We start from the raw sequence: 18,485 nt of genomic DNA on the forward strand, positions 1-18,485 counted from the left end.
GCTTTCTACAAACGGCGACCTCATTCCCATGCTCCCTTCATCCCTCATCTTTCATCCCTCATCCCTCATCCCTCATCCCTATTTTTCCTCCCTCGCTCAACATCAAATCAAGCTTTCCTTCGCGATCGAGAGCATACAATTCATCACAGCCGCCAATGTGCTGATCGTTGATAAAAATTTGAGGAACGGTGCGGCGTCCGTTGGCGCGGTTTGCCATTCTCACTCTGGCGGCTCCGTCGCCATCAATTTTGTAGTCGGTGAATTTCACGCCCTTCCAGCGCAACAGCAGTTTGGCGCGGATACAGTAAGGGCAGGTTTGCCACGTGTAAATTTCAACGTTTGACTTGAGCTGATCGGAGGGTCGTCCTAGGAGAAAGTCGAAGAACTGCATATCTAATCGTCCCTTATACAGAAAATTAAGATAAAAAGTAAGCGGATGAGCAAAATTCTTTACGAGAGTTTGGCGGTACATTCAAAAATCAATTTTTGATTCTCGATCGCATACGGCTGAATTTCAAGCGCTTGACGAAAGGCTTGAATCGCTTCTCGATATTCGCCAATCGAGGCGAGGGACAATCCTAACCCGTGCAGCGCCCCAAAATGGACGGGGACAAGCGCGATCGCTTGGCGACAGTCTGCGATTGCTTTCCTATAGTCTCCTTGCACAAAATACAGCACTGCTCGCCGATTCCAGGCTTCAGCAAAATCAGGCATTTGCTCGATGACTTCTGAGAGCAGGGCTTCCGCTTGATCCGCTTCTCCTGCTTCTAGCAAGATTTGCGCTCGCTGTAAGGTTTGCAGACCTGCTGCCCCTTTCTGACCAAACCAAATCTGCCAAAGCGCTTGGGTTGCATCCGCCCGCACTGCTTCATCAGGGTTTTTGAGGGATTCAAGTAATGGAAAAAGCTCCGCGTCCATAATTCGTAGGTTGGTGTTCGTGAACGATGAACTGCTTCGGGACTAAAGTTCTTTTAATACCCTACCTGGTTAACGTGACCGTGGATCGAAGGCATCCCGTAACCCATCGCCGAGTAGATTGAATGCCAACACAATCAAGGTGATCACGAGTCCGGGAAACAGAGTCGTCCAAGGCGAAGAAAGCGAATAGCCGCCTCGAAATGCATCGGCTAACAGAGTTCCGAGTTCGGGCGTAGGAGGCTGTGCACCGAGTCCTAAAAAGCCGAGTCCTGCTGCTTCTAAGGTAGCGGTTCCAAGGGAAAGCGTGGCTTGCACCACGAGCGGCGTCAAACTGGCGGGCAGAATGTGTCGCCACAGAATGTGTAAAGACGTTGCGCCAAGCGCTCTGGCAGCTTCGACAAATTCCTGTTCGCGCAGAGACAGAACCACGCTACGGGTGAGCCGGACGTAGATCGGAACTTGCACAACGGCAACGGCGATCATCACGCTTTGCAGGCTGGGACTAGTAACGGTCACGATTGAGATCGCGAGCAAAATCGACGGAAACGCCAGCACAATGTCCGTTATCCAACCAATGATTGCCTCTAACCAGCCCCGAAAATAACCCGCTATTAAACCCAACACAAGCCCAATTGAGGCTCCGAATCCCACAGCAACCAAACTAATCAGTAGTGAAGTCTGAATGCCGTACCAAACAAGGGTGAATAAATCTCGTCCTAGGCCATCGGTTCCAAACAGGTGATTGGCGCTGGGCGGAACTAGCCTTGCGAGGTAATCGCGATCAGTGGTGGGATCATAAGGGTGAAGCAGGGGAGCCGCGATCGCCAACATCAACAGTGCGATCGTCAAGACCAGTCCGATTCTGCCAGAAATCGACTGCCAAAATCGCCCTAGCGCTCGTCGTTCTGTTAACTTAATGGCAACCATACTTCTCGAATAGCGACACACCTAAACACACAATAAGCCGAATGCAGTGGCTAAACGATGAATTTGCTCAGGTTCGTGAGTTGCCATGGCGGTGAAGCGAATTCGGCTGGTCGGTACAGTGGGCGGACGAATGGCAGGGGCAAAAATTCCTTGTTCTTTTAGTGCTTGGCTCGTCTCTAAAGCGCTCTTGACGTTGGGAAACTGCACGCACAAAATAGGCGATTCGGACGGTAGTACCTTCAATCCCGTCTGTTGGAGGACAGCTTTAAGTCGCGTGACCAAATTCCAGAGGTGCTGTCTACGGTGTGGTTCATGTCGCACAATACGAATTGCTTCTAAGGCGGCGGCTGTATCTGCCGGAGAAAGTCCAGTCGTGTAAATCCAACTCGGGGCACGATTGCGAAGGAAATCGATTAGCGGTGCTGAGCCTGCAATGTAGCCACCTAAACTGCCTAATGCTTTGCTGAGCGTTCCCATTTGAACAATCTTGCGTCCAGTGCAGCCAAAGTGTTCGACACATCCGGCTCCCGTTTCACCCATCACGCCGGTTGCATGAGCTTCATCGATCAATACCATGCATTCAAATTGGTCAGCTAGATTAAGGATCTCTGGCAATGGGCACAAATCGCCATCCATGCTGAATATGCTATCAGTGAGAATAAGACAACGCTGAAACCCTTGTCGCTGTTGAGCGAGTTTGTTTTTTAAATCCTCAATATTGCAATGAGCGTAATCCAGAATCGTTGCGCCACTCACGATCGCACCAGTCCTCAAACTGGAATGATTGTATTGATCTGCAAGAACTAAATCCCGCTTGCCAAGAAGTGATGCGATCGCGCCTATATTAGCCAAATACCCAGAACTAAAGACAAGCGCATCCTCAGTCTGTTTGAGCGTTGCGATCGCGCGTTCTAAGGCTCGATGGAGTTCTCGGTGTCCCGTGAGCAGGCGCGATCCGGTTGAACCTGTGCCATGGTCTTGAGTAGCGGCGATCGCGGCGGCAATTAAGCGATCATCTCCCGCTAAGCCCAGATAGTCATTGCTTGCAAAATTAAGATAAGGTCGTCCGTCAATCTCGATGGTTGCACCCGGACGACCGGAGATAGTGTTTGTTGATCGATACCAACCCGCTTGATGGATTGTGTCTAGCGATTGCTCAATCCAACTGTAGGGATTCGTGGTCATGCCTTCTCATCCGGTTCAACATTGCGAATTTCAGCGCTCTTGCCGCGAACGGGAGGTAGTTTATCGACTAAACCCATTTCAAACGCCACATCCGGTAGTTCTCCTGAAATGTAGTGTCCGGGTTGGTAGACTCTGCCCGGTGTGAAGCATAATTGCCGCAGTTGCACGACTTCTTCAGCTAAAAACATGGCGCGAGACATGCGACGCTCGATTCCCATTGTGCCAACCTCTTGAATACTATCTAAATGCTAATTCCATTTTGCTGCATGTAGCTTAGCAGCCAATTTGCCATTGTTGCCCGTCTGGTTTTGCGAGGAATCAGTTCACCGACTTTATAGCCTGCAAAGCCGAGTTTTTCTTTGAGAAGCTGTTTGTTTTCGGGCGGCAGCGATCGCGTCAGCTTCACGGTTGCAGGACGACTTTCAATAAAATTAGGCGGTTCAGGATAGGCGTCGCGCCACTCAGGAGTTACGTTTGTTGTCTTCCACGTTTCGTTGTAGCGGTAGCCCAAATAATGCCAGACGAGGCGATTAGTCGTGTCGTCATCAAGGGTGTCGTTAAGAATTGCCCAGATGGTATCGGTTGTAAGAGGTGGCAAATCGGACATGGAAAGACCTGCGATCGTTCACTTAGCATCGTATATTGATCTGCAGAAAAAGATTGTGAGCGCCTTCTGCTCTTGTCCTTCACATCAAGAAACTTGACATCAAAAAATCGGAGACGGTATCGCCTCCGATTTACAATTCAATTCAAGTTTAACAATTCAAGACCGCAGCTTAACGAACTGCATCTTTCGCAGAGTCTACAGCGTCCTTGCCTTTACCCTCAACTTTTTCTAGCCCCCGCTTGATCTTGCTCTCAATCGTATCGCTGCTAGAGTTGCTAGGACGCTTTTGGTCGTTGAGGCCAGCGGTACCCTGAATTTCGTTCAATCCACCTGCTTGTCTTTCCTGAATTCTCTCTAAAGACTTGGGACCACCATCGTTGATCGCGTCTACCGCAGTCTTTTCGTAGGTCTTCGCAGGCTCAGTCGCCTCACCCCTCATGGGAGTTGCGATCGCAGATGGAATAACGGTTAAGAACACCAATAATGCACATACACAAACGGTTAGTAGGGCACGTACTTTTGTTAACATAGACTTCATACAATATCCTCCAAAAAGGCAATAGATTTCTCTCTAGGCTCTTAACCTTCAAGAACCCATAAGAGTTGAATTTAATTCATGTCCATCTACTCAAACTTCAAGGTTCTATCACATCTGCAACGAGGATGAACTTGTCAGGTTTGCTTGCCCTTCTTATGGAGGATGAGAAGGAAAATTAATTATGCTTTCGATAAAAAATCAATGTTTGGCAGTAATGGATCTTTAACCATGCCAACGCCTTTGTAACCCCAGCGCTTCAGAATACTCGCAAGTTGCGAGCTAGGTAGGGTTTCGGTCGTGAAGCGATCGCGCACATCTGCCCCAAATTTATTGAGATACATTAGTACATCAGAATGTTCTGAAAATACTAAAACATATCCGTCCGAAGGCGATCGCGACTTCTCACCCTCCGCTTGATTGGGATAAGCCGCTAAATAACTCCCGTCTATACGAGAGCGAATCAGATAATACGACTGAGAGAACATAAGCGATTCAAACTTTAAAGTTCTGCATTGCCATCAATTCAGGTCTGCCAATTTGATTCGAGGATCAACCGCTTTTAATAGCAAATCAGCAATTAGGTTGCCCACAATTAGCATGACCGCCCCCATCATCAGACTTGCCATAATTAAGTACAAATCTTGGGCTTGCACCGCTTGCAAAATCAGCCGTCCAAGACCAGGCCAATTGAAGAAAAACTCTGTAATAAACGCACCACTCAACAAACTTGCAAACTCAAATCCCAACAGTGTGATGAGTGGATTAATGGCATTTCTTAGCGCATGAACATAGATGACTCGATTTTCAGGTAAACCCTTTGCTCGTGCTGTCTGAATGTAATCTTGCCGCAACACATCGAGCAGTTGACCCCGCATAATGCGTTGCAATCCAGCAAAACTCGTCACACTCAGCGCGATCGTGGGCAAAATCACGTGCCAACCCACATCCAGAAACTTGCCAAACCAGTTCAGATCTGCAAAATCAACACTCGTCATATCTCCGACCGGAAACAAAGGCGACGTGTTCTGCGCCAAAATCAGCAGCAACAGCGCCGTGATAAAGCTTGGAAATCCCTGCCCGGTATAGCTAATGAGTTGAAGAATCCGATCGACCCAGCGCTGTTGGTAGATCGCAGCAACGATGCCCATTGGAATGGCGATCGCCCATGTCAACACCAGCGACGTAAGCGCGATCAGCAGCGTCGCTGGAACTCGTTCCCACAGCAGCGACACAACAGAGCGGTTGTAGACAAAGCTCGTGCCAAAATCGCCTCTGGAGATGATGTTCCACACCCAACGAAAATATTGCTCAATCCAGGATTTGTCTAATAAAAACTGACGTCTCAGTTGATCGATGCGTTCGGGGGAAATTTTAGGATTTTCTCGCAACGTATCAAGATAATCTCCGGGCGCAAGCTGAATGATGAAGAAGCTCAGTGCCGAAGCAAGAAACAAAGTTAATAGCGCTTGTAATAATCGCTTGATGACGTAAACCGTTGTTTCACTTGAGATCGCGTCTACAAACCGATTAATGCCAGACTTTAGTGTTCCACGGGGAGAAGTTGTCATTGCCAAGCTGCATGGGGAATGAATAGTGATTATAGCGATGATCTCTCTCTACTTCTGATCAAATCGCTTAACGCCTCATGACTTAACGGCTCATTAGTAGAGAGACAGGTACTACTCCAGAACATCAGGATTGATGCCTGCGGCTCGAAGTCTCTCCGCTAGAAGGGTTGCTCTTGCTTCGGCATCTTCTGCGCGTTGCCGTTCTTGTTCTGCGCGTTGCCGTTCTTGTTCTGCGCGTTGCCGTTCTTGTTCTGCGCGAGTAGCAACTTCTTCATAGGTTTCAAACGGCTGGTCGTCGGGTCGGTAGAGTGTGAGTTTTCCTGTATCGTTTAACTCAAATCGAACCCGCAAGCGAGGACTAATCCATTGGGCCATGCCGTCAATTTCTTCTAGCGAATCTTCAACTCGCAAATAGCCCGCCAAATTGAGGCGATCGGGATCGTATAGGTAATATTCCTCGACGCCATAACGCTCATAGAACTGATGTTTGCGGTTCATCTCCGGAAACGTATTTCCAGGTGAGATAATCTCAAACACGACTTGAGGCGGAATGCCACTTTCTCTCCACTGCTGATAGCTGCCTCGATCGCCCTTCGGTCTGCCAAACACGACCATTACATCTGGGGCTTGCCGGAGCTTGTTGTTTCCCTCGATCGGGTACCACAGCAGATCGCCCCCCACAAACACGTCTGAATGGTCAGCAAAAATCCAGTCGAGTCCTTTTTTGATGTAGACAATGTACTCAAACTGCTTCGTATTGTCTGCCATCGGTTGCCCGTCGCTGTCTGGATAAATGATGTCGGATTGATGCGATCGCAGGTCTAACACCATAGCCACTGCTCCCAAAAACAAGACTTGTCTATACCCTTCATCCTACGCGGTAAACTAGTGAGATTGACCGATCTGCAAATCATTTTGCCTCTAGAAGCTGAAGAATCATGCCGTCATTTTTACTCGAAGTTGGGACAGAAGAATTACCTGCAAGTTTTGTGGACGAAGCGCTAAATCAGTGGCGATCGCGCCTGCCAAAACTTCTAGCGGAACTCAGTCTCACCCCGGAGAAAATCGAGTATTACGGAACGCCGCGTCGCCTAGCCGTGCTGATCAAAGGTTTACCGAGTCAACAGCCTGACCAAGATGAAGAGGTGAAGGGGCCTCCGGCAAAAGCGGCGTTCAAAGATGGGCAACCTACCAAAGCGGCAGAAGGATTTGCTCAGAAGCAAGGCGTTTCGATCGATGCATTAGAAATTCGTCCGACGGACAAGGGCGAGTTTGTGTTTGTGCAAAAACGGATTAAAGGACGGGCGATCGCAGATCTGCTCACCGAACAAATTCCTCAGTGGATCACAGGATTGGATGGCAAACGCTTCATGCGATGGTCAGACGGAGACCTAAAGTTCTCTCGCCCCATTCGATGGTTGGTCGCGCTATTAGATCAAGATGTTTTGCCGATTGATCTCGTTAGCCATTCCATTTCCTATCGCGCTAATCGCATTTCGTGGGGACATCGTGTACTTCATCCTGATCCGGTTTCCATTCCGAATGCAGATGCTTACATCAATACGTTGAGTGCTGCTTATGTTGATGTTGATCCCGAACATCGAAAAGCGACGATTGAGCAGCAAGTGCGCGATGCTGCAAATCAAGTGGGCGGCGTTGCGATCATCAATCGTGACTTACTCCAAGAAGTCACTAATTTGGTCGAATATCCATCAGCAGTGGTCGGTAAGTTTGACGCCAAGTTTTTAGAAATTCCATCAGAAGTGGTGACAACTGAAATGGAGAGCCATCAGCGGTATTTTCCGGTGTGTCAGAAAGACTCAAATCAGTTGCTACCTTACTTTATTACTGCCTCTAATGGCGATCCCAAAAAGGCAGATATTATTGCCGCTGGAAACGAACGCGTGATTCGAGCCAGGTTATCGGATGGCAAATTTTTCTTCGATATCGATCGCAAAGCTCCACTTGAAAGCTACTTACCTAAGCTTGAAACCGTCACCTTTCAAGCAGATCTCGGATCGATGCGAGCGAAAGCGGATCGCATTGTCGCGATCGCAGCTCAAATTGCGACTCAATTAAACATCACAGGCGACCCGCTGACGCACATTCAACGTGCCGCACTCCTTTGTAAAGCCGATCTCGTCACTCAAATGGTGGGAGAATTCCCCGAATTGCAGGGCATCATGGGTGAAAAGTATGCCCGATCGAGTGGTGAACCCGAAGCGGTTGCCGTTGCGATCGCAGAACACTATCTGCCCAAAGGCGCGGGTGACGTATTGCCTCAATCGCTGGTCGGACAAGTCGTTGGGCTTGCCGATCGCTTAGATACCCTGATTGGCATCTTTGGACTGGGACTGATTCCGTCTGGATCGTCTGATCCGTTTGCTCTGCGGCGTGCGGCAACCGCAATCGTCAATATTACTTGGGCAGCCAATCTCAACATCAATCTCAATGCACTACTAGACGCGATCGTGACCAGTTCTACCCAACTCAAACTCACGCCTGAAGATTTACTGAAACAGCTAAAAGAGTTCTTCTTGCAACGAGTTGAAACATTGCTGCGTGAAGACCGCAACATCGATTATGACTTGGTGAATGCGGTGTTGGGTGAGAACGACCGAACGTATGCAGAGCGGGCATTGAGTGATCTGTTAGATGTGCGCGATCGCGCTTCATTTCTTCAAACCATACGTAACGATGGTCGCCTGTCTGCAATATACGAGACTGTCAATCGCGCCTCTCGTCTCGCGGCTCAGGGAAGTTTAGATACTCAACAGCTTGACCCAACCGTTGTCATTCGTCCTGATTTATTCCAGAAAAATTCTGAGAAAGCATTCTACGATGCCTTGCAATCGTTACAAACCATGCAAGGACAAGCAGACTACTCCAAACTGATCACGGCTCTGAGTCAAATTGCGCCAACGGTCAGCACCTTCTTTGATGGAGAAGATAGTGTGCTGGTGATGGACAATGATCCTGACATTAAACAAAATCGTTTGAATCTATTGGGAATTCTGCGAAATTATGGGCGAGTCTTGGCAGATTTTGGAGCGATTGCAAAGCAAGCCTAGGGAAATCCTAAGCCATTAGATGATGAGGTGGTAAGTAGGAAGACCCCCTTAAACCGAAGACCCTCATTCCCTAACTCTTCTCCTGCGGGAAAGGGTTGGGATGAGGGCAACACAAGCATCTTATGTTTAATTAAGTCGTTTAATAAAGTTCATCTACTTAGAAGCTTTATTCAATACTATTGATTTGACTTTAAAGTTTTAAACAATCGATTGAAATGTAACCGTTCACCACTCACACTCGCTCTCGTTAGAATTCGCTCAAAGACACTTTTATGCTCCCTGCCGTTTGCGATGCTCCTCATAAATTTCGGGCAAGCGATCGGCATCCTCTGCAGAATAGCGTTTCGTGTTTGGGTTGAGATGAATCTTCTCGATGATGGCATGAACTGCTTCACCATCGTTTCGATTCTCTAGCAAATAGGCTTTCAACTCAGGAATACTCATTACGCTAAAGTTAGGCTTCATTGTCAAACTCCCACTCTCCATCAGTATTAATTACAATTGCCATTTCTTCCCCTGCCAAAATAAAAATTTCTCCGTTCCGCTCATCGAGCCTGACAATCCAGATCGGGAGAAACATCGCGGTAAGACGCTGGCAGAGAATAAAGCACTTTGCTTCTTGCTTGGCGGTTGGGTACATGTGTCGTTACATTCTAGCGAGCAAATTATATGCGTAGGAAATATCATGTCACAATCTTATGAACTGTAATGAATCTTTAAGCAGTACTTTCATAAAGCAGTACTATAGAGGGTGCAAATTTTTCGCCTCTTGACTATGCCAAGCGCTTCTGTGATCGGTTTGGGAAAATCTGGGAATGCAGCCGCTCGATTGCTGAACCGAGAAGGATGGCGTGTCACGATTAGCGATCGCGGGACATCTCCCGCTTTGCAGCAGCAGCAACAAGAGCTTCTCTCCGAAGGAATCGCGGTTCAGCTTGGTGATACCTTTAGTCCAGAATCTACTAAACCAGACTTGGTTGTGGTCAGTCCGGGGGTACCGTGGGATGTGCCGGGTTTATTGTCAGCGCGGGCATTAGGAATTGACACCATCGGCGAGATGGAACTAGCGTGGCGCTATCTTCGAGACTGTCCCTGGATCGCCATTACAGGCACAAATGGCAAAACAACGACAACCGCATTAACGGCTGCAATTTTTGAGACGGCCGGATATCGTGCGCCTGCCTTTGGCAATATTGGCTATGCCGCGTGCGAAGTGGCGCTATTAGAAGAAAAACCAGACTATGCGATCGCAGAACTCAGCAGCTACCAAATCGAATCTTCGCCCGCGATCGCACCGCAAATCGGCATCTGGACGACCTTTACACCCGATCATCTGGCTCGCCATAAAACCCTTGAAAATTACTTCAATATCAAAGCTCACTTACTGGGGCAATCTGAAACTCAGATTTTCAATGGCGACGATCCCTACCTCAGAAATATTGGGCTTCAGCAGGCGTATCCGGTTCGGGCAGATGCTTGCTGGACGAGCGTAATCGGTAAGTCTAAATTGGTTGGCAACCCGGAACTGGGGGCATACCTTGAAGACGGTTGGGTGATCGTCCGAGGGGAACGCCTCGTTCGGGCAGATGCGTTGCGAATGCCGGGAGCGCACAATGTGCAGAATCTGCTGATGGCTGTAGCAGCAGCGCATTTGTCGGGTGTGGAAAAGAGCGCGATCGCACAAGCTGTGGCAAAGTTTCCCGGTGTGGCGCATCGACTGGAGCATATTCACACCTGGAACGGGATCGACTTTATTAATGACAGTAAAGCCACGAACTACGATGCTGCCGAAGTTGGATTATCTGCCGTTAAGAGTCCAGCGATTTTGATTGCGGGCGGTGAGCCGAAGGTCGGAGATGATCAGGCGTGGCTAGGTGTCATCCAGCAGAAAGCGGCTGCCGTGCTGCTGATTGGTGAAGCAGCTTCTGCGTTTGCCAAGCGGTTAGACGAGATTGGATATTCTAATTACGAAATTGTGGAAACGATGGAGCGGGCAGTGGCGCGATCGCGAGACGTTGCTAAACAGTACTCTGCTCAAGTTGTTTTGCTCTCGCCTGCCTGCGCTAGCTTTGACCAATATCCAAACTTTGAGCAACGCGGCGATCACTTCCGACAGTTGTGCTTAGAACTGCTTTCCTAACGTTACAAACTTTCTAAATAGCTCAACAAATCTGCCATTTCTTTCTGACTCGGCTGAAACTTGGGCATTGGGGGCGTTTCACCGCTAATGACTTGCTCGATCAATCGCGGACGCGACTTCCGGGTAGAAATGCCTTTCAAACTAGGCCCCACTTTTCCGTCTGCCAGGATGCCGTGACAGCCCGAACAGTTAATCTGAAAAATGGCGTGACCCTGAATGCTATCGCCTTGAAGCGCCAGCACCTCGCGCGCGTACGGATTAGGCTTCCGAATCTCGTAAACCGATAGCACGCCCAGCACAATGGCGATCGCGACCACTAATGCGATCGCAACCAATTTTTGGGGAGAGACGACAGGTTTGGCAAATTGCTCGTTCAAAGGGTCTTACTTCAGTTCAGCTTGTAAAGAATGTTCACTCATTTACTAAACAGACTTTAACAAATTTTGGCAACACTTGACTTTGAGGATGAATGAATCTCTCGCGAAACCTAAATCTCATTGCCCAATTCGTTGCACTGATTGACCTCCAGACCCAGTAGGATAGACAATAAGAGCAAATCGCAATGTTTCAGAACTTTAAAGAACTGAGGAGATTCAGTCATGATTGAGCCAATTTTGCTGGGCATCGTATTAGGGCTTATTCCAGTGACGCTGGCGGGCTTATTTGTTGCAGCTTACACTCAATATCGCCGGGATAATAAGTTAAACCTATAGCTTAAACCCATAGCTTAAACCTGTAGGTGATACCGTTGCCGAAACCGCTTTGAGCCCATCAGAGCGGTTTTTTGCTGAAAATAATTCTTGGAATGGTTATGAACCTGTCATACCAATGACAAGCTTCGACCTTAAGCTATGGTGAACCAGCACTAGAGCAGCATTCTGTAAGCGTGCTGAAATTGCTATGCATCACCTTTCCAACTTCTATTATGGTTAGATCTCTCCTCTCACAAGCTTGGTCCGTGCTGTTAGACAACGCTCCGTGGATGAGTTGGAATCTCTTCTTGGCGTTTATCCCCTTAGTGCTGAGCGTTCTTCTATTTCGGCAAACTCAACTTCATGCTTCTACACTCACGTTGCCACCCGTTGGGTTGCGATCGCGCCATCGATCGTTCTGGTGGTGGATAGGAGTGGTTGTCTTCGTTGCCTTTTTGCCAAACGCCCCTTATATTTTGACAGATATTATTCATTTTATTGATCAAGTCCAATCGGCAAATTCGACATGGTTTGTCACACTCGTGCTGATTCCGCTGTATATCCTGTTTATTTGGGCGGGATTTGAGGCTTATGTTCTGTCTTTGATTAATTTGGGATATTACTTAAATCGGCGGGGACTGACTCAATGGATTTTGCTGGCTGAAATGATGCTTCATGGACTGAGCGCGATCGGGATCTATTTGGGGCGATTTTTACGATTTAACAGTTGGGATTTGGTGACGCGCCTTGATGAAGTCGCGATGTCGGTACTCGATGATTTGTTAGGAAAGCGCCCACTGTTGGCCATGACGCTGACCTTTCTGGTAGTGGCTGGACTATACGCTTTGTTCAAACCTGTTCATTTGGCGTTGTTTACCTACTGGCGATCGCGGCAGTCTCGCTCTCAGTTTGCGATCGATTAAATTTGCAGAAGTTAATCTGGATTCTCATAAACGGCGGTTGTAGCTATTTTTAGTAATCAACTCGCCGTTTTCTGTTAGATGATGAATGCTATTTGTTCTGCCATTTCCAAAATTGTCTTAAGTGTTGGTCTCATTAGTGTTGCTGTTTTGCCGGTTCATGCTCTTGGAATTGTTAAAACTGCGCAACAAGGCAATGTCCGGGCTGAGCTTTCTTACCAAAAACCAGAGAAAGATGCTTATAAGTACAGCAATGTCCGATTGAAAATCACGCGAGCCGGACAAGCTGTTTTTAATCAGTCACCCAAGGTCAACGAGTACGATCGCCCACTGATTGATCTGGCAGAGGGTTCGTCAGATCAATCGGCGAAATCTGGCTTTGTGGTTCAAGATTTGGATGGGGACAAAGAGCCTGAAGTAATTGCAGATTTCTTTACAGGCGGGGCGCACTGCTGCACGTATTCTCTAATCTACCGCTATGATGCGGCTAAAAAGACCTACGTTGCGATGCAGCATGATTGGGCCGATATCGGCTATGGATTGCAAGACGTGGATAAGAATGGAACGGTTGAGTTTATGAGCGCTGATCCGTCCTTTGCCTATGCGTTTGCAAGCTTTGCTGGATCAGGCTTTCCCATTCAAATCTGGCGTTACGATCGCGGCAAGATGATTGATGAAACACGCCGCTATCCAAAAGCTATTTATGCAGATGCTTATCGCTACTGGCAGTCTTACACCAATGCTGGAGAAGAAGACGGTGAAGTGAAAGGAGTGTTAGCAGCGTACATGGCAGACAAATACTTGTTAAATCAGCAGGAAGATGGCTGGAAGCGATTACGCAGTGCTTATAAGCAGAGCGATCGCGAACAATTTTTCACTGAGCTAAAAGCCTTTCTAACCAAAGGAGGGTATGTCAGATAAGCGATGATTCGTTGAAAAATAAGGCTCTTGGAAGCTTTTAGTAAGGTTGGGTGCAATTGCGAATTCATCTGCAAATTCATTTAATGTAACTTTCGCATCTTAGATTGCCAAAAAACTGGACCTACCAAAAGATCTGGATCACCAAAGGCTTACCAGAGCCTACTTATCGGGGTACTCGAATCAATATCGTCGATAAAAAGGAGCAATTTAATAATTATGCACCAACCTTTAAAGCCATTTACTTTAATCATTACGACTGGCCTAATCGTAGTTCTAGCAGGATGCGGTTCTACTCGGACAACACCATCTGCTTCGATCCAACCGTCTGCAACTCCTAGCCCAAATGCTCCGGAACAGAACAGCGTCTCAACTACTTCGGTTCAACCCTCTGCAACTCCTAGCCCAAATGCTCTAAAACAGAACAGTGTCTCAGCCGCTAAAACGATTTCAGCAGAAGGAATTGGCTCTGCTCGTTTAGGAATGACGTTAGGAGAGTTGAAGCAAGAACTAGGGGCAAGTTCTACGTTCAAAGTAGAGTCGCCCTTTATGGTCGATTTTGACGCGATCGCAGTGAGCCAGTCAGGAGAAGTGCAATATCGTATCCTTTACCCTGCTGGCATAACGCTGGAGGATTCAGATGTGATTACATCGCTAGTGACAGATAATTCTAGTTACCGAACAGCTCAAGGGGTAGGAGCGGGAACATCAATCCAGCAAGCTGAAGCCATTTATGGAGATGCAACTTTGTCTTACAACACCTCAAATGAGTCTAGAGAATACGTCGACTTTACGGCTCAACCCGCTCCAAACATTTCTTTTCGGACTGCTGCTAAAGGAGAATTTTCAGGCATTTATCCTTCTCCAGCAGGCGAAAACAACACGACAAAGCAGTTTCAGGACACGGCCTTGGTAGGTTCAGTTGAGGTGACATGCTCGCCTCAAAGCTGCGCTAAACCCTAGTTTTGCTCTAGGAACGGAAATAATTTATCACCACAATGAATTGAGTGTTGCTGAATCTGAACGTGAACCTCTACAGTCGCTTTCAGATCTCTCTTCTCTTTCAGCTTTCGTTTCGCGCTGCCTAGCTCTCCAGTTTTTTGAAGAAATTGGAGAGCTAGTTTTTTGAATACGGATTGGTTTAGCTCAACTTGGTTTGACCAACTCTAAACTTGATTGTGAGAACTGCATTATTGATTCTGAGAACTGCACAATTGATTAACAGAACAGAAAATCTAATTTTGAGAATTGATAGATAAGTTTCGTTTAAGCAAAATCTAATTTGCTATAAGCGTTTATTGATTATGAGTTCTAATTTATTGATTATGGGTTCTGGTTTGTTGATTTCCTTCAACGTGAATTAGATTCGCTGAAAAACGTAGATCAATTTGAGAAAGTCAACTCATACGATCGCGTCTCCAAGCAAAATAATGCTTCATCTCATAAAGATTACGGCGACTACCCATCAGATAGCTTGACTCCATTGAGCAGTTTGTGACTGGGGTAGAACAGTCAAAACGCCGCGTTCTATCGAAATGCTTGCTCTGAATCTTTTGCGGCAGAGGGATTGAATGAGGGCGAATTGAGGAATTTGTATCCAGACTCAGCAACGCTACAAATTGCGAGCGTTTTTTAGCAATAATCGTTGCTCAGCACGAGCGATCGCACTGTATGTTGCCTCAACCGCATCGAGATTTGTGGTAATCGACGTGATACCCCATTCTACCAATTGATCGATAAAGTCAGCGTGAGTCGGAATGCGACCACAAATTGAACAGGGAATCTTGAGCACACGAGCCGACTGGATCAGTTGCGCGATCGCATTCATAACGGCTGGATGCGTCTCATCAAATCTTGTTGCCAAAACTCCCTGATCGCGATCGACGCCTAATATCAATTGGGTTAAATCGCTAGTGCCAATACAAATTCCTTGCACTCCAGCTTTCACAAGCTCTGGCAGCAGAAATATCACTGACGGAACTTCTGCCATAATCCACAGTTGAAACTGAGCGTGCTGCATGAGACCCGCGTGCTCAACCCGCGATCGACAAAACGAAAATTCCTCCACCGTTCGCACAAATGGCAACACCAATCTCAAATTAGAGTAACCCGTTGCAGTTCCTTCGTTGAGCTTGGCACTAATCACCTGCCTCAATGCCTCAAGTTCTAGATCAAACAATTCTGGATTGAGAACATAACTAAACGTGCCGCGCAGCCCCAACATTGGATTGGGTTCTGATATTGGTTCCTGTCCTCGCAGCGATTGAAACTCGTGCGATCGCAGATCCAAACTTCGGTAGAACACAGGGCGCGGCGAAAACGCTTGAGCGAATTTCTCAATCTGTTGAGCGAGGCGTTGAACTAATTCCGATTGACGATTTTGTCTGATCCAATATTGAGGATGATGTTGATCTAAAATGCTCACCATCATTAACTCAGATCTCAACAATCCAACTCCATCTACAGGAAGCTGAGCCGCCCGCTCAACTAGATCAGGCTGACTGAGCGCCAGCAGAAGGCGAGTTGCAATTGGCACATTCATTATTGGTGTGAGAGGAAATGCACTCACAGCATCACGAGGCTTCAGCTTTTCTGTCTGGGCGTCATACACCTTTCCTTCATCCCCATCGACCACGATCCAATCTCCTGTCCGAATCTGCTGAGTTGCTTGCCCCGCTCCCACAATCGCTGGAATACCTAATTCCCTGGCTACGATCGCGCCATGACTCGTCAGGCCACCTTGCTCGGAAACGATCGCACTAGCTTGTTGCATCAACGGCAACCAGTCCGGCGAAATTTCTGACGCGACCAACACCGTTTCTGGGGGAAGGGTAAGCGGCAGATGATCGCTATTGGTGAGGACTTCAGCCCGCGCGATCGCTCGTCCCCCTGATGCACCAACCCCAACGGCGATCACCGATTGAGGCAATTCTGGTTTGACATCGGTGTCCTGATTCGGATTGCAATACTGAACCTGAGTGAAATAGAGAGTGTCCTGATAGAACTGCCATTCTAGTGCGATCGCGGTGCCAAACTCGGTTTGCAATTGCTGTGCCAGCGTCAGAAAGCGCTGTAAGTCTTGCGGCTTTAGAACAAGCTGCTGATTATGATTCCAAGGGTGACGCTCCAATGGAGAATCGGCTGAATCGCTGATTTGATAAAAAATAGTCTGATGTCCTAGAGCTTGCGATGCCACCATTTCAGGAGACAAATTGAGGTGATAGACATCTGGCAACACTTCACCCCGCTCGATTGATATCGGCAATCCATATGTCGCTAAGATTTCCCAATTGGTTGAATTGGCTTGCAAATATCCCGACATCTCAGCCGAGCCAATCGGCTGCACAATCACTGCAAAATGAAGATCTTGAAGAGATAGCTTGGCGCGTTGCAAATACACTAAATTTCGCGCTCGGAAAAGCTCTGCCCACAGTTGCTTTAAGCCTGAAACAATGCTGTCCACGGTTCGCCTACACACCTGCGGTTCAATCAAATTGGTCAAATCTAATAGGGAAGATTTGGCGGAGCTGATCGCATTTAGAGCAAACGACGGACGGAGAATGACCGCTTGTGAGGCTTCAGCACTCTTAGGCGGAATGGTAGGCAAAGTTTTAAGACAGGGTTCTAGAGCCTTGAGCCAAGGTTGAGATAGCGGAGTCGTTTGGAAGGTCTGCCGAATTTGCCGTGCGATCGCTTGCAGTTGCTCCGCGTCTTCGACATTTAACCGCAAGGAAGCGTCAGCCAAGTCAGCAAAAAAAGAGTCTTCCTGGTGAATGGACGCCAAAAATTCTCGTAACGCCTGTGCCGAAATCACAAAATTTGGCATCACGGGATAGCCTTTCCGCGACAGTTGACTGAGATAAAGAGCTTGCTCTCCAACCCACACAGATTGCTCTGACTTGATTTCTTCTATCCAATAAAAATTATCCACAGACCACCAATTTTTTCGATGCGGCAAAAACTATCCACAAATTACCCACGGTCTATAGACGGCAACAGCAATCCGTTAGAGATTGCAAAGCGTTTTCTTTGAAGTTCCGCTTTGCACTAATTGCGGTTCCGTCTGATTGTAGAACACCCTTTTTCAAGAGCAGAAATTGTTCAGAATTTATGCATGATCGACAACGCGCGATCGTCGAACATTGCATCCTCGATTTAAGGGCATTCTGAAAAAGTGTTGCTTGTTTCCCTCAGAACCTCTTGCGCTTCGGAGTCTGCACAGCAACCCTTCAGTAGCCAAACCTAGCTGTGCCGAACCCAATGCGTCTAGATTCCGTTTTTCGTCTCTTCCTCAAGTCAACTTGTCCTCTCTGTCAGCGACCAACATCTACAGAGTTTTGTCTCTACTGCCAGAGAAAACTTGAGCAGCAACGGTTCGCCAACCCGTCTCAATTTTGGCACGAGCCCCCTCACGTTTTTGCGTGGGGCAGCTATGGCGGAGCGTTAAAACGTGCGATCGCGCAGTTGAAATACGAGCATCGTTCTGATTTGGCAGTTCCGTTGGGTCGGCAGGTGGCTCAAGCGTGGCTTACCTCATCCATCCGGCGGGAGATCCAGCCAATCATCGTTCCGATTCCGCTTCACCCTGAACGACAACGGCAGCGCGGCTATAACCAAGCCGAATTGTTAGCCCGCGAATTCTGTAACCTGACAGGATGCCGACTACAAGCTCACGCCTTGCAGCGCACCCAAGCTACCGAAGCGCTGTTTAAGTTGTCTGCGACCGATCGAGAACAGACGCTCAACCAAGCCTTCGAGTTAGGCAAAGCGTTTCAGCGTCCTCCTCAAAACACGCCCATTCTGCTGTTTGATGATATTTACACCTCGGGTGCAACAGTGCGATCGGCCATGCAAACCTTTAGACGTTATGAAATTGATGTCAGAGGTGTCATTGTATTAGCAAAAGCAATATCGTCAAAAATAGACAAACATCAATGCAAACACTAAGCCGCTGTCAATGCAACAAACTAATAACAACTCAACCCGAATCCCCTTTGAAGT

Annotated in this window: 21 protein-coding genes; 7 read left to right on the forward strand and 14 right to left on the reverse strand. The window is 47.7% G+C overall.

The genetic code is table 11. The features are described from left to right. Positions 1–58 precede the first annotated feature (58 nt). The 10 genes from grxC to AC5JLB_RS12155 form a co-directional block, all read right to left on the reverse strand. A complete protein-coding gene (gene grxC, locus AC5JLB_RS12110) occupies positions 59–391 on the reverse strand; it encodes a glutaredoxin 3 (RefSeq protein ID WP_495874087.1) in 333 nt (110 codons plus the stop codon). Positions 392–450: 59 nt separating this feature from the next. Continuing rightward, a complete protein-coding gene (locus AC5JLB_RS12115; protein ID WP_495874088.1) occupies positions 451–918 on the reverse strand; it encodes a tetratricopeptide repeat protein in 468 nt (155 codons plus the stop codon). Positions 919–987: 69 nt separating this feature from the next. Further along, positions 988–1,845, reverse strand: a complete 858-nt coding sequence (locus AC5JLB_RS12120; protein ID WP_495874089.1) for an ABC transporter permease — start codon at positions 1,843–1,845, stop codon at positions 988–990. A gap of 21 nt (positions 1,846–1,866) precedes the next feature. Beyond that, a complete protein-coding gene (bioF, locus tag AC5JLB_RS12125) occupies positions 1,867–3,030 on the reverse strand; it encodes an 8-amino-7-oxononanoate synthase (RefSeq protein WP_495874090.1) in 1,164 nt (387 codons plus the stop codon). Further along, on the reverse strand, positions 3,027–3,248 hold the full coding sequence (locus AC5JLB_RS12130) for a hypothetical protein (RefSeq protein ID WP_495693666.1): 222 nt from the start codon (positions 3,246–3,248) through the stop codon (positions 3,027–3,029). Before AC5JLB_RS12130 ends, bioF begins: the two co-directional genes overlap by 4 nt. A gap of 23 nt (positions 3,249–3,271) precedes the next feature. Further along, positions 3,272–3,637 carry a DUF1823 family protein gene (locus AC5JLB_RS12135; protein WP_495874091.1) on the reverse strand — a complete coding sequence of 122 codons (366 nt, stop codon included), beginning with the start codon at positions 3,635–3,637 and terminating at the stop codon, positions 3,272–3,274. Between the two features lie 169 nt (positions 3,638–3,806). Next, entirely contained in the window at positions 3,807–4,175 is a 369-nt protein-coding gene (locus AC5JLB_RS12140) for a hypothetical protein (protein ID WP_495874092.1), read from the reverse strand. A 179-nt stretch (positions 4,176–4,354) separates the two neighbouring features. Further along, entirely contained in the window at positions 4,355–4,660 is a 306-nt protein-coding gene (locus tag AC5JLB_RS12145) for a hypothetical protein (protein ID WP_495874093.1), read from the reverse strand. Between the two features lie 33 nt (positions 4,661–4,693). After that, entirely contained in the window at positions 4,694–5,743 is a 1,050-nt protein-coding gene (locus AC5JLB_RS12150; RefSeq protein WP_495874094.1) for an ABC transporter permease, read from the reverse strand. 111 nt (positions 5,744–5,854) lie between these two features. After that, complete coding sequence (locus AC5JLB_RS12155) at positions 5,855–6,574, reverse strand: Uma2 family endonuclease (protein WP_495874095.1); 720 nt, start codon at positions 6,572–6,574, stop codon at positions 5,855–5,857. Between the two features lie 107 nt (positions 6,575–6,681). Between AC5JLB_RS12155 and glyS the strand changes: the two genes are divergently transcribed. Continuing rightward, positions 6,682–8,814, forward strand: coding sequence for a glycine--tRNA ligase subunit beta (glyS, locus tag AC5JLB_RS12160; RefSeq protein ID WP_495874096.1), 2,133 nt, complete (start codon positions 6,682–6,684; stop codon positions 8,812–8,814). A gap of 270 nt (positions 8,815–9,084) precedes the next feature. On the opposite strand, the gene AC5JLB_RS12165 is transcribed toward glyS, so the two are convergent. Further along, on the reverse strand, positions 9,085–9,279 hold the full coding sequence (locus AC5JLB_RS12165) for a DUF6887 family protein (RefSeq protein WP_495692061.1): 195 nt from the start codon (positions 9,277–9,279) through the stop codon (positions 9,085–9,087). After that, the gene (locus AC5JLB_RS12170) at positions 9,269–9,454 is read right to left on the reverse strand and encodes a DUF6888 family protein (RefSeq protein WP_495692060.1); all 186 of its coding nucleotides are present in this window, start codon (positions 9,452–9,454) and stop codon (positions 9,269–9,271) included. Before AC5JLB_RS12170 ends, AC5JLB_RS12165 begins: the two co-directional genes overlap by 11 nt. 135 nt (positions 9,455–9,589) lie before the next feature. Here AC5JLB_RS12170 and murD point away from each other — a divergent pair, with 135 nt between their 5' ends. Continuing rightward, a complete protein-coding gene (murD, locus tag AC5JLB_RS12175) occupies positions 9,590–10,954 on the forward strand; it encodes a UDP-N-acetylmuramoyl-L-alanine--D-glutamate ligase (protein WP_495874097.1) in 1,365 nt (454 codons plus the stop codon). A 2-nt stretch (positions 10,955–10,956) separates the two neighbouring features. Here murD and AC5JLB_RS12180 read toward each other — a convergent pair whose 3' ends face one another. Then, entirely contained in the window at positions 10,957–11,331 is a 375-nt protein-coding gene (locus tag AC5JLB_RS12180; RefSeq protein WP_495874098.1) for a c-type cytochrome, read from the reverse strand. A gap of 222 nt (positions 11,332–11,553) precedes the next feature. Between AC5JLB_RS12180 and petG the strand changes: the two genes are divergently transcribed. From petG to AC5JLB_RS12200, 4 genes are all read left to right on the forward strand, one after another. Next, positions 11,554–11,667, forward strand: a complete 114-nt coding sequence (petG, locus tag AC5JLB_RS12185) for a cytochrome b6-f complex subunit V (protein ID WP_495692057.1) — start codon at positions 11,554–11,556, stop codon at positions 11,665–11,667. Positions 11,668–11,879: 212 nt separating this feature from the next. Further along, positions 11,880–12,569 carry a DUF1361 domain-containing protein gene (locus AC5JLB_RS12190; RefSeq protein WP_495874099.1) on the forward strand — a complete coding sequence of 230 codons (690 nt, stop codon included), beginning with the start codon at positions 11,880–11,882 and terminating at the stop codon, positions 12,567–12,569. Positions 12,570–12,647: 78 nt separating this feature from the next. Further along, complete coding sequence (locus tag AC5JLB_RS12195) at positions 12,648–13,487, forward strand: hypothetical protein (RefSeq protein WP_495874100.1); 840 nt, start codon at positions 12,648–12,650, stop codon at positions 13,485–13,487. A gap of 216 nt (positions 13,488–13,703) precedes the next feature. Beyond that, positions 13,704–14,447, forward strand: coding sequence for a hypothetical protein (locus tag AC5JLB_RS12200; RefSeq protein WP_495874101.1), 744 nt, complete (start codon positions 13,704–13,706; stop codon positions 14,445–14,447). A 649-nt stretch (positions 14,448–15,096) separates the two neighbouring features. On the opposite strand, the gene AC5JLB_RS12205 is transcribed toward AC5JLB_RS12200, so the two are convergent. Then, positions 15,097–17,415: a putative PEP-binding protein gene (locus tag AC5JLB_RS12205; RefSeq protein WP_495874102.1), complete on the reverse strand. Its 2,319-nt coding sequence runs from the start codon at positions 17,413–17,415 to the stop codon at positions 15,097–15,099. A gap of 329 nt (positions 17,416–17,744) precedes the next feature. On the opposite strand from AC5JLB_RS12205, the gene AC5JLB_RS12210 reads away from it, so the two are divergent. Beyond that, positions 17,745–18,431: a ComF family protein gene (locus AC5JLB_RS12210; protein WP_495874103.1), complete on the forward strand. Its 687-nt coding sequence runs from the start codon at positions 17,745–17,747 to the stop codon at positions 18,429–18,431. Positions 18,432–18,485 lie beyond the last annotated feature (54 nt).

The sequence above is a fragment of the Myxacorys chilensis genome (assembly GCF_059505265.1).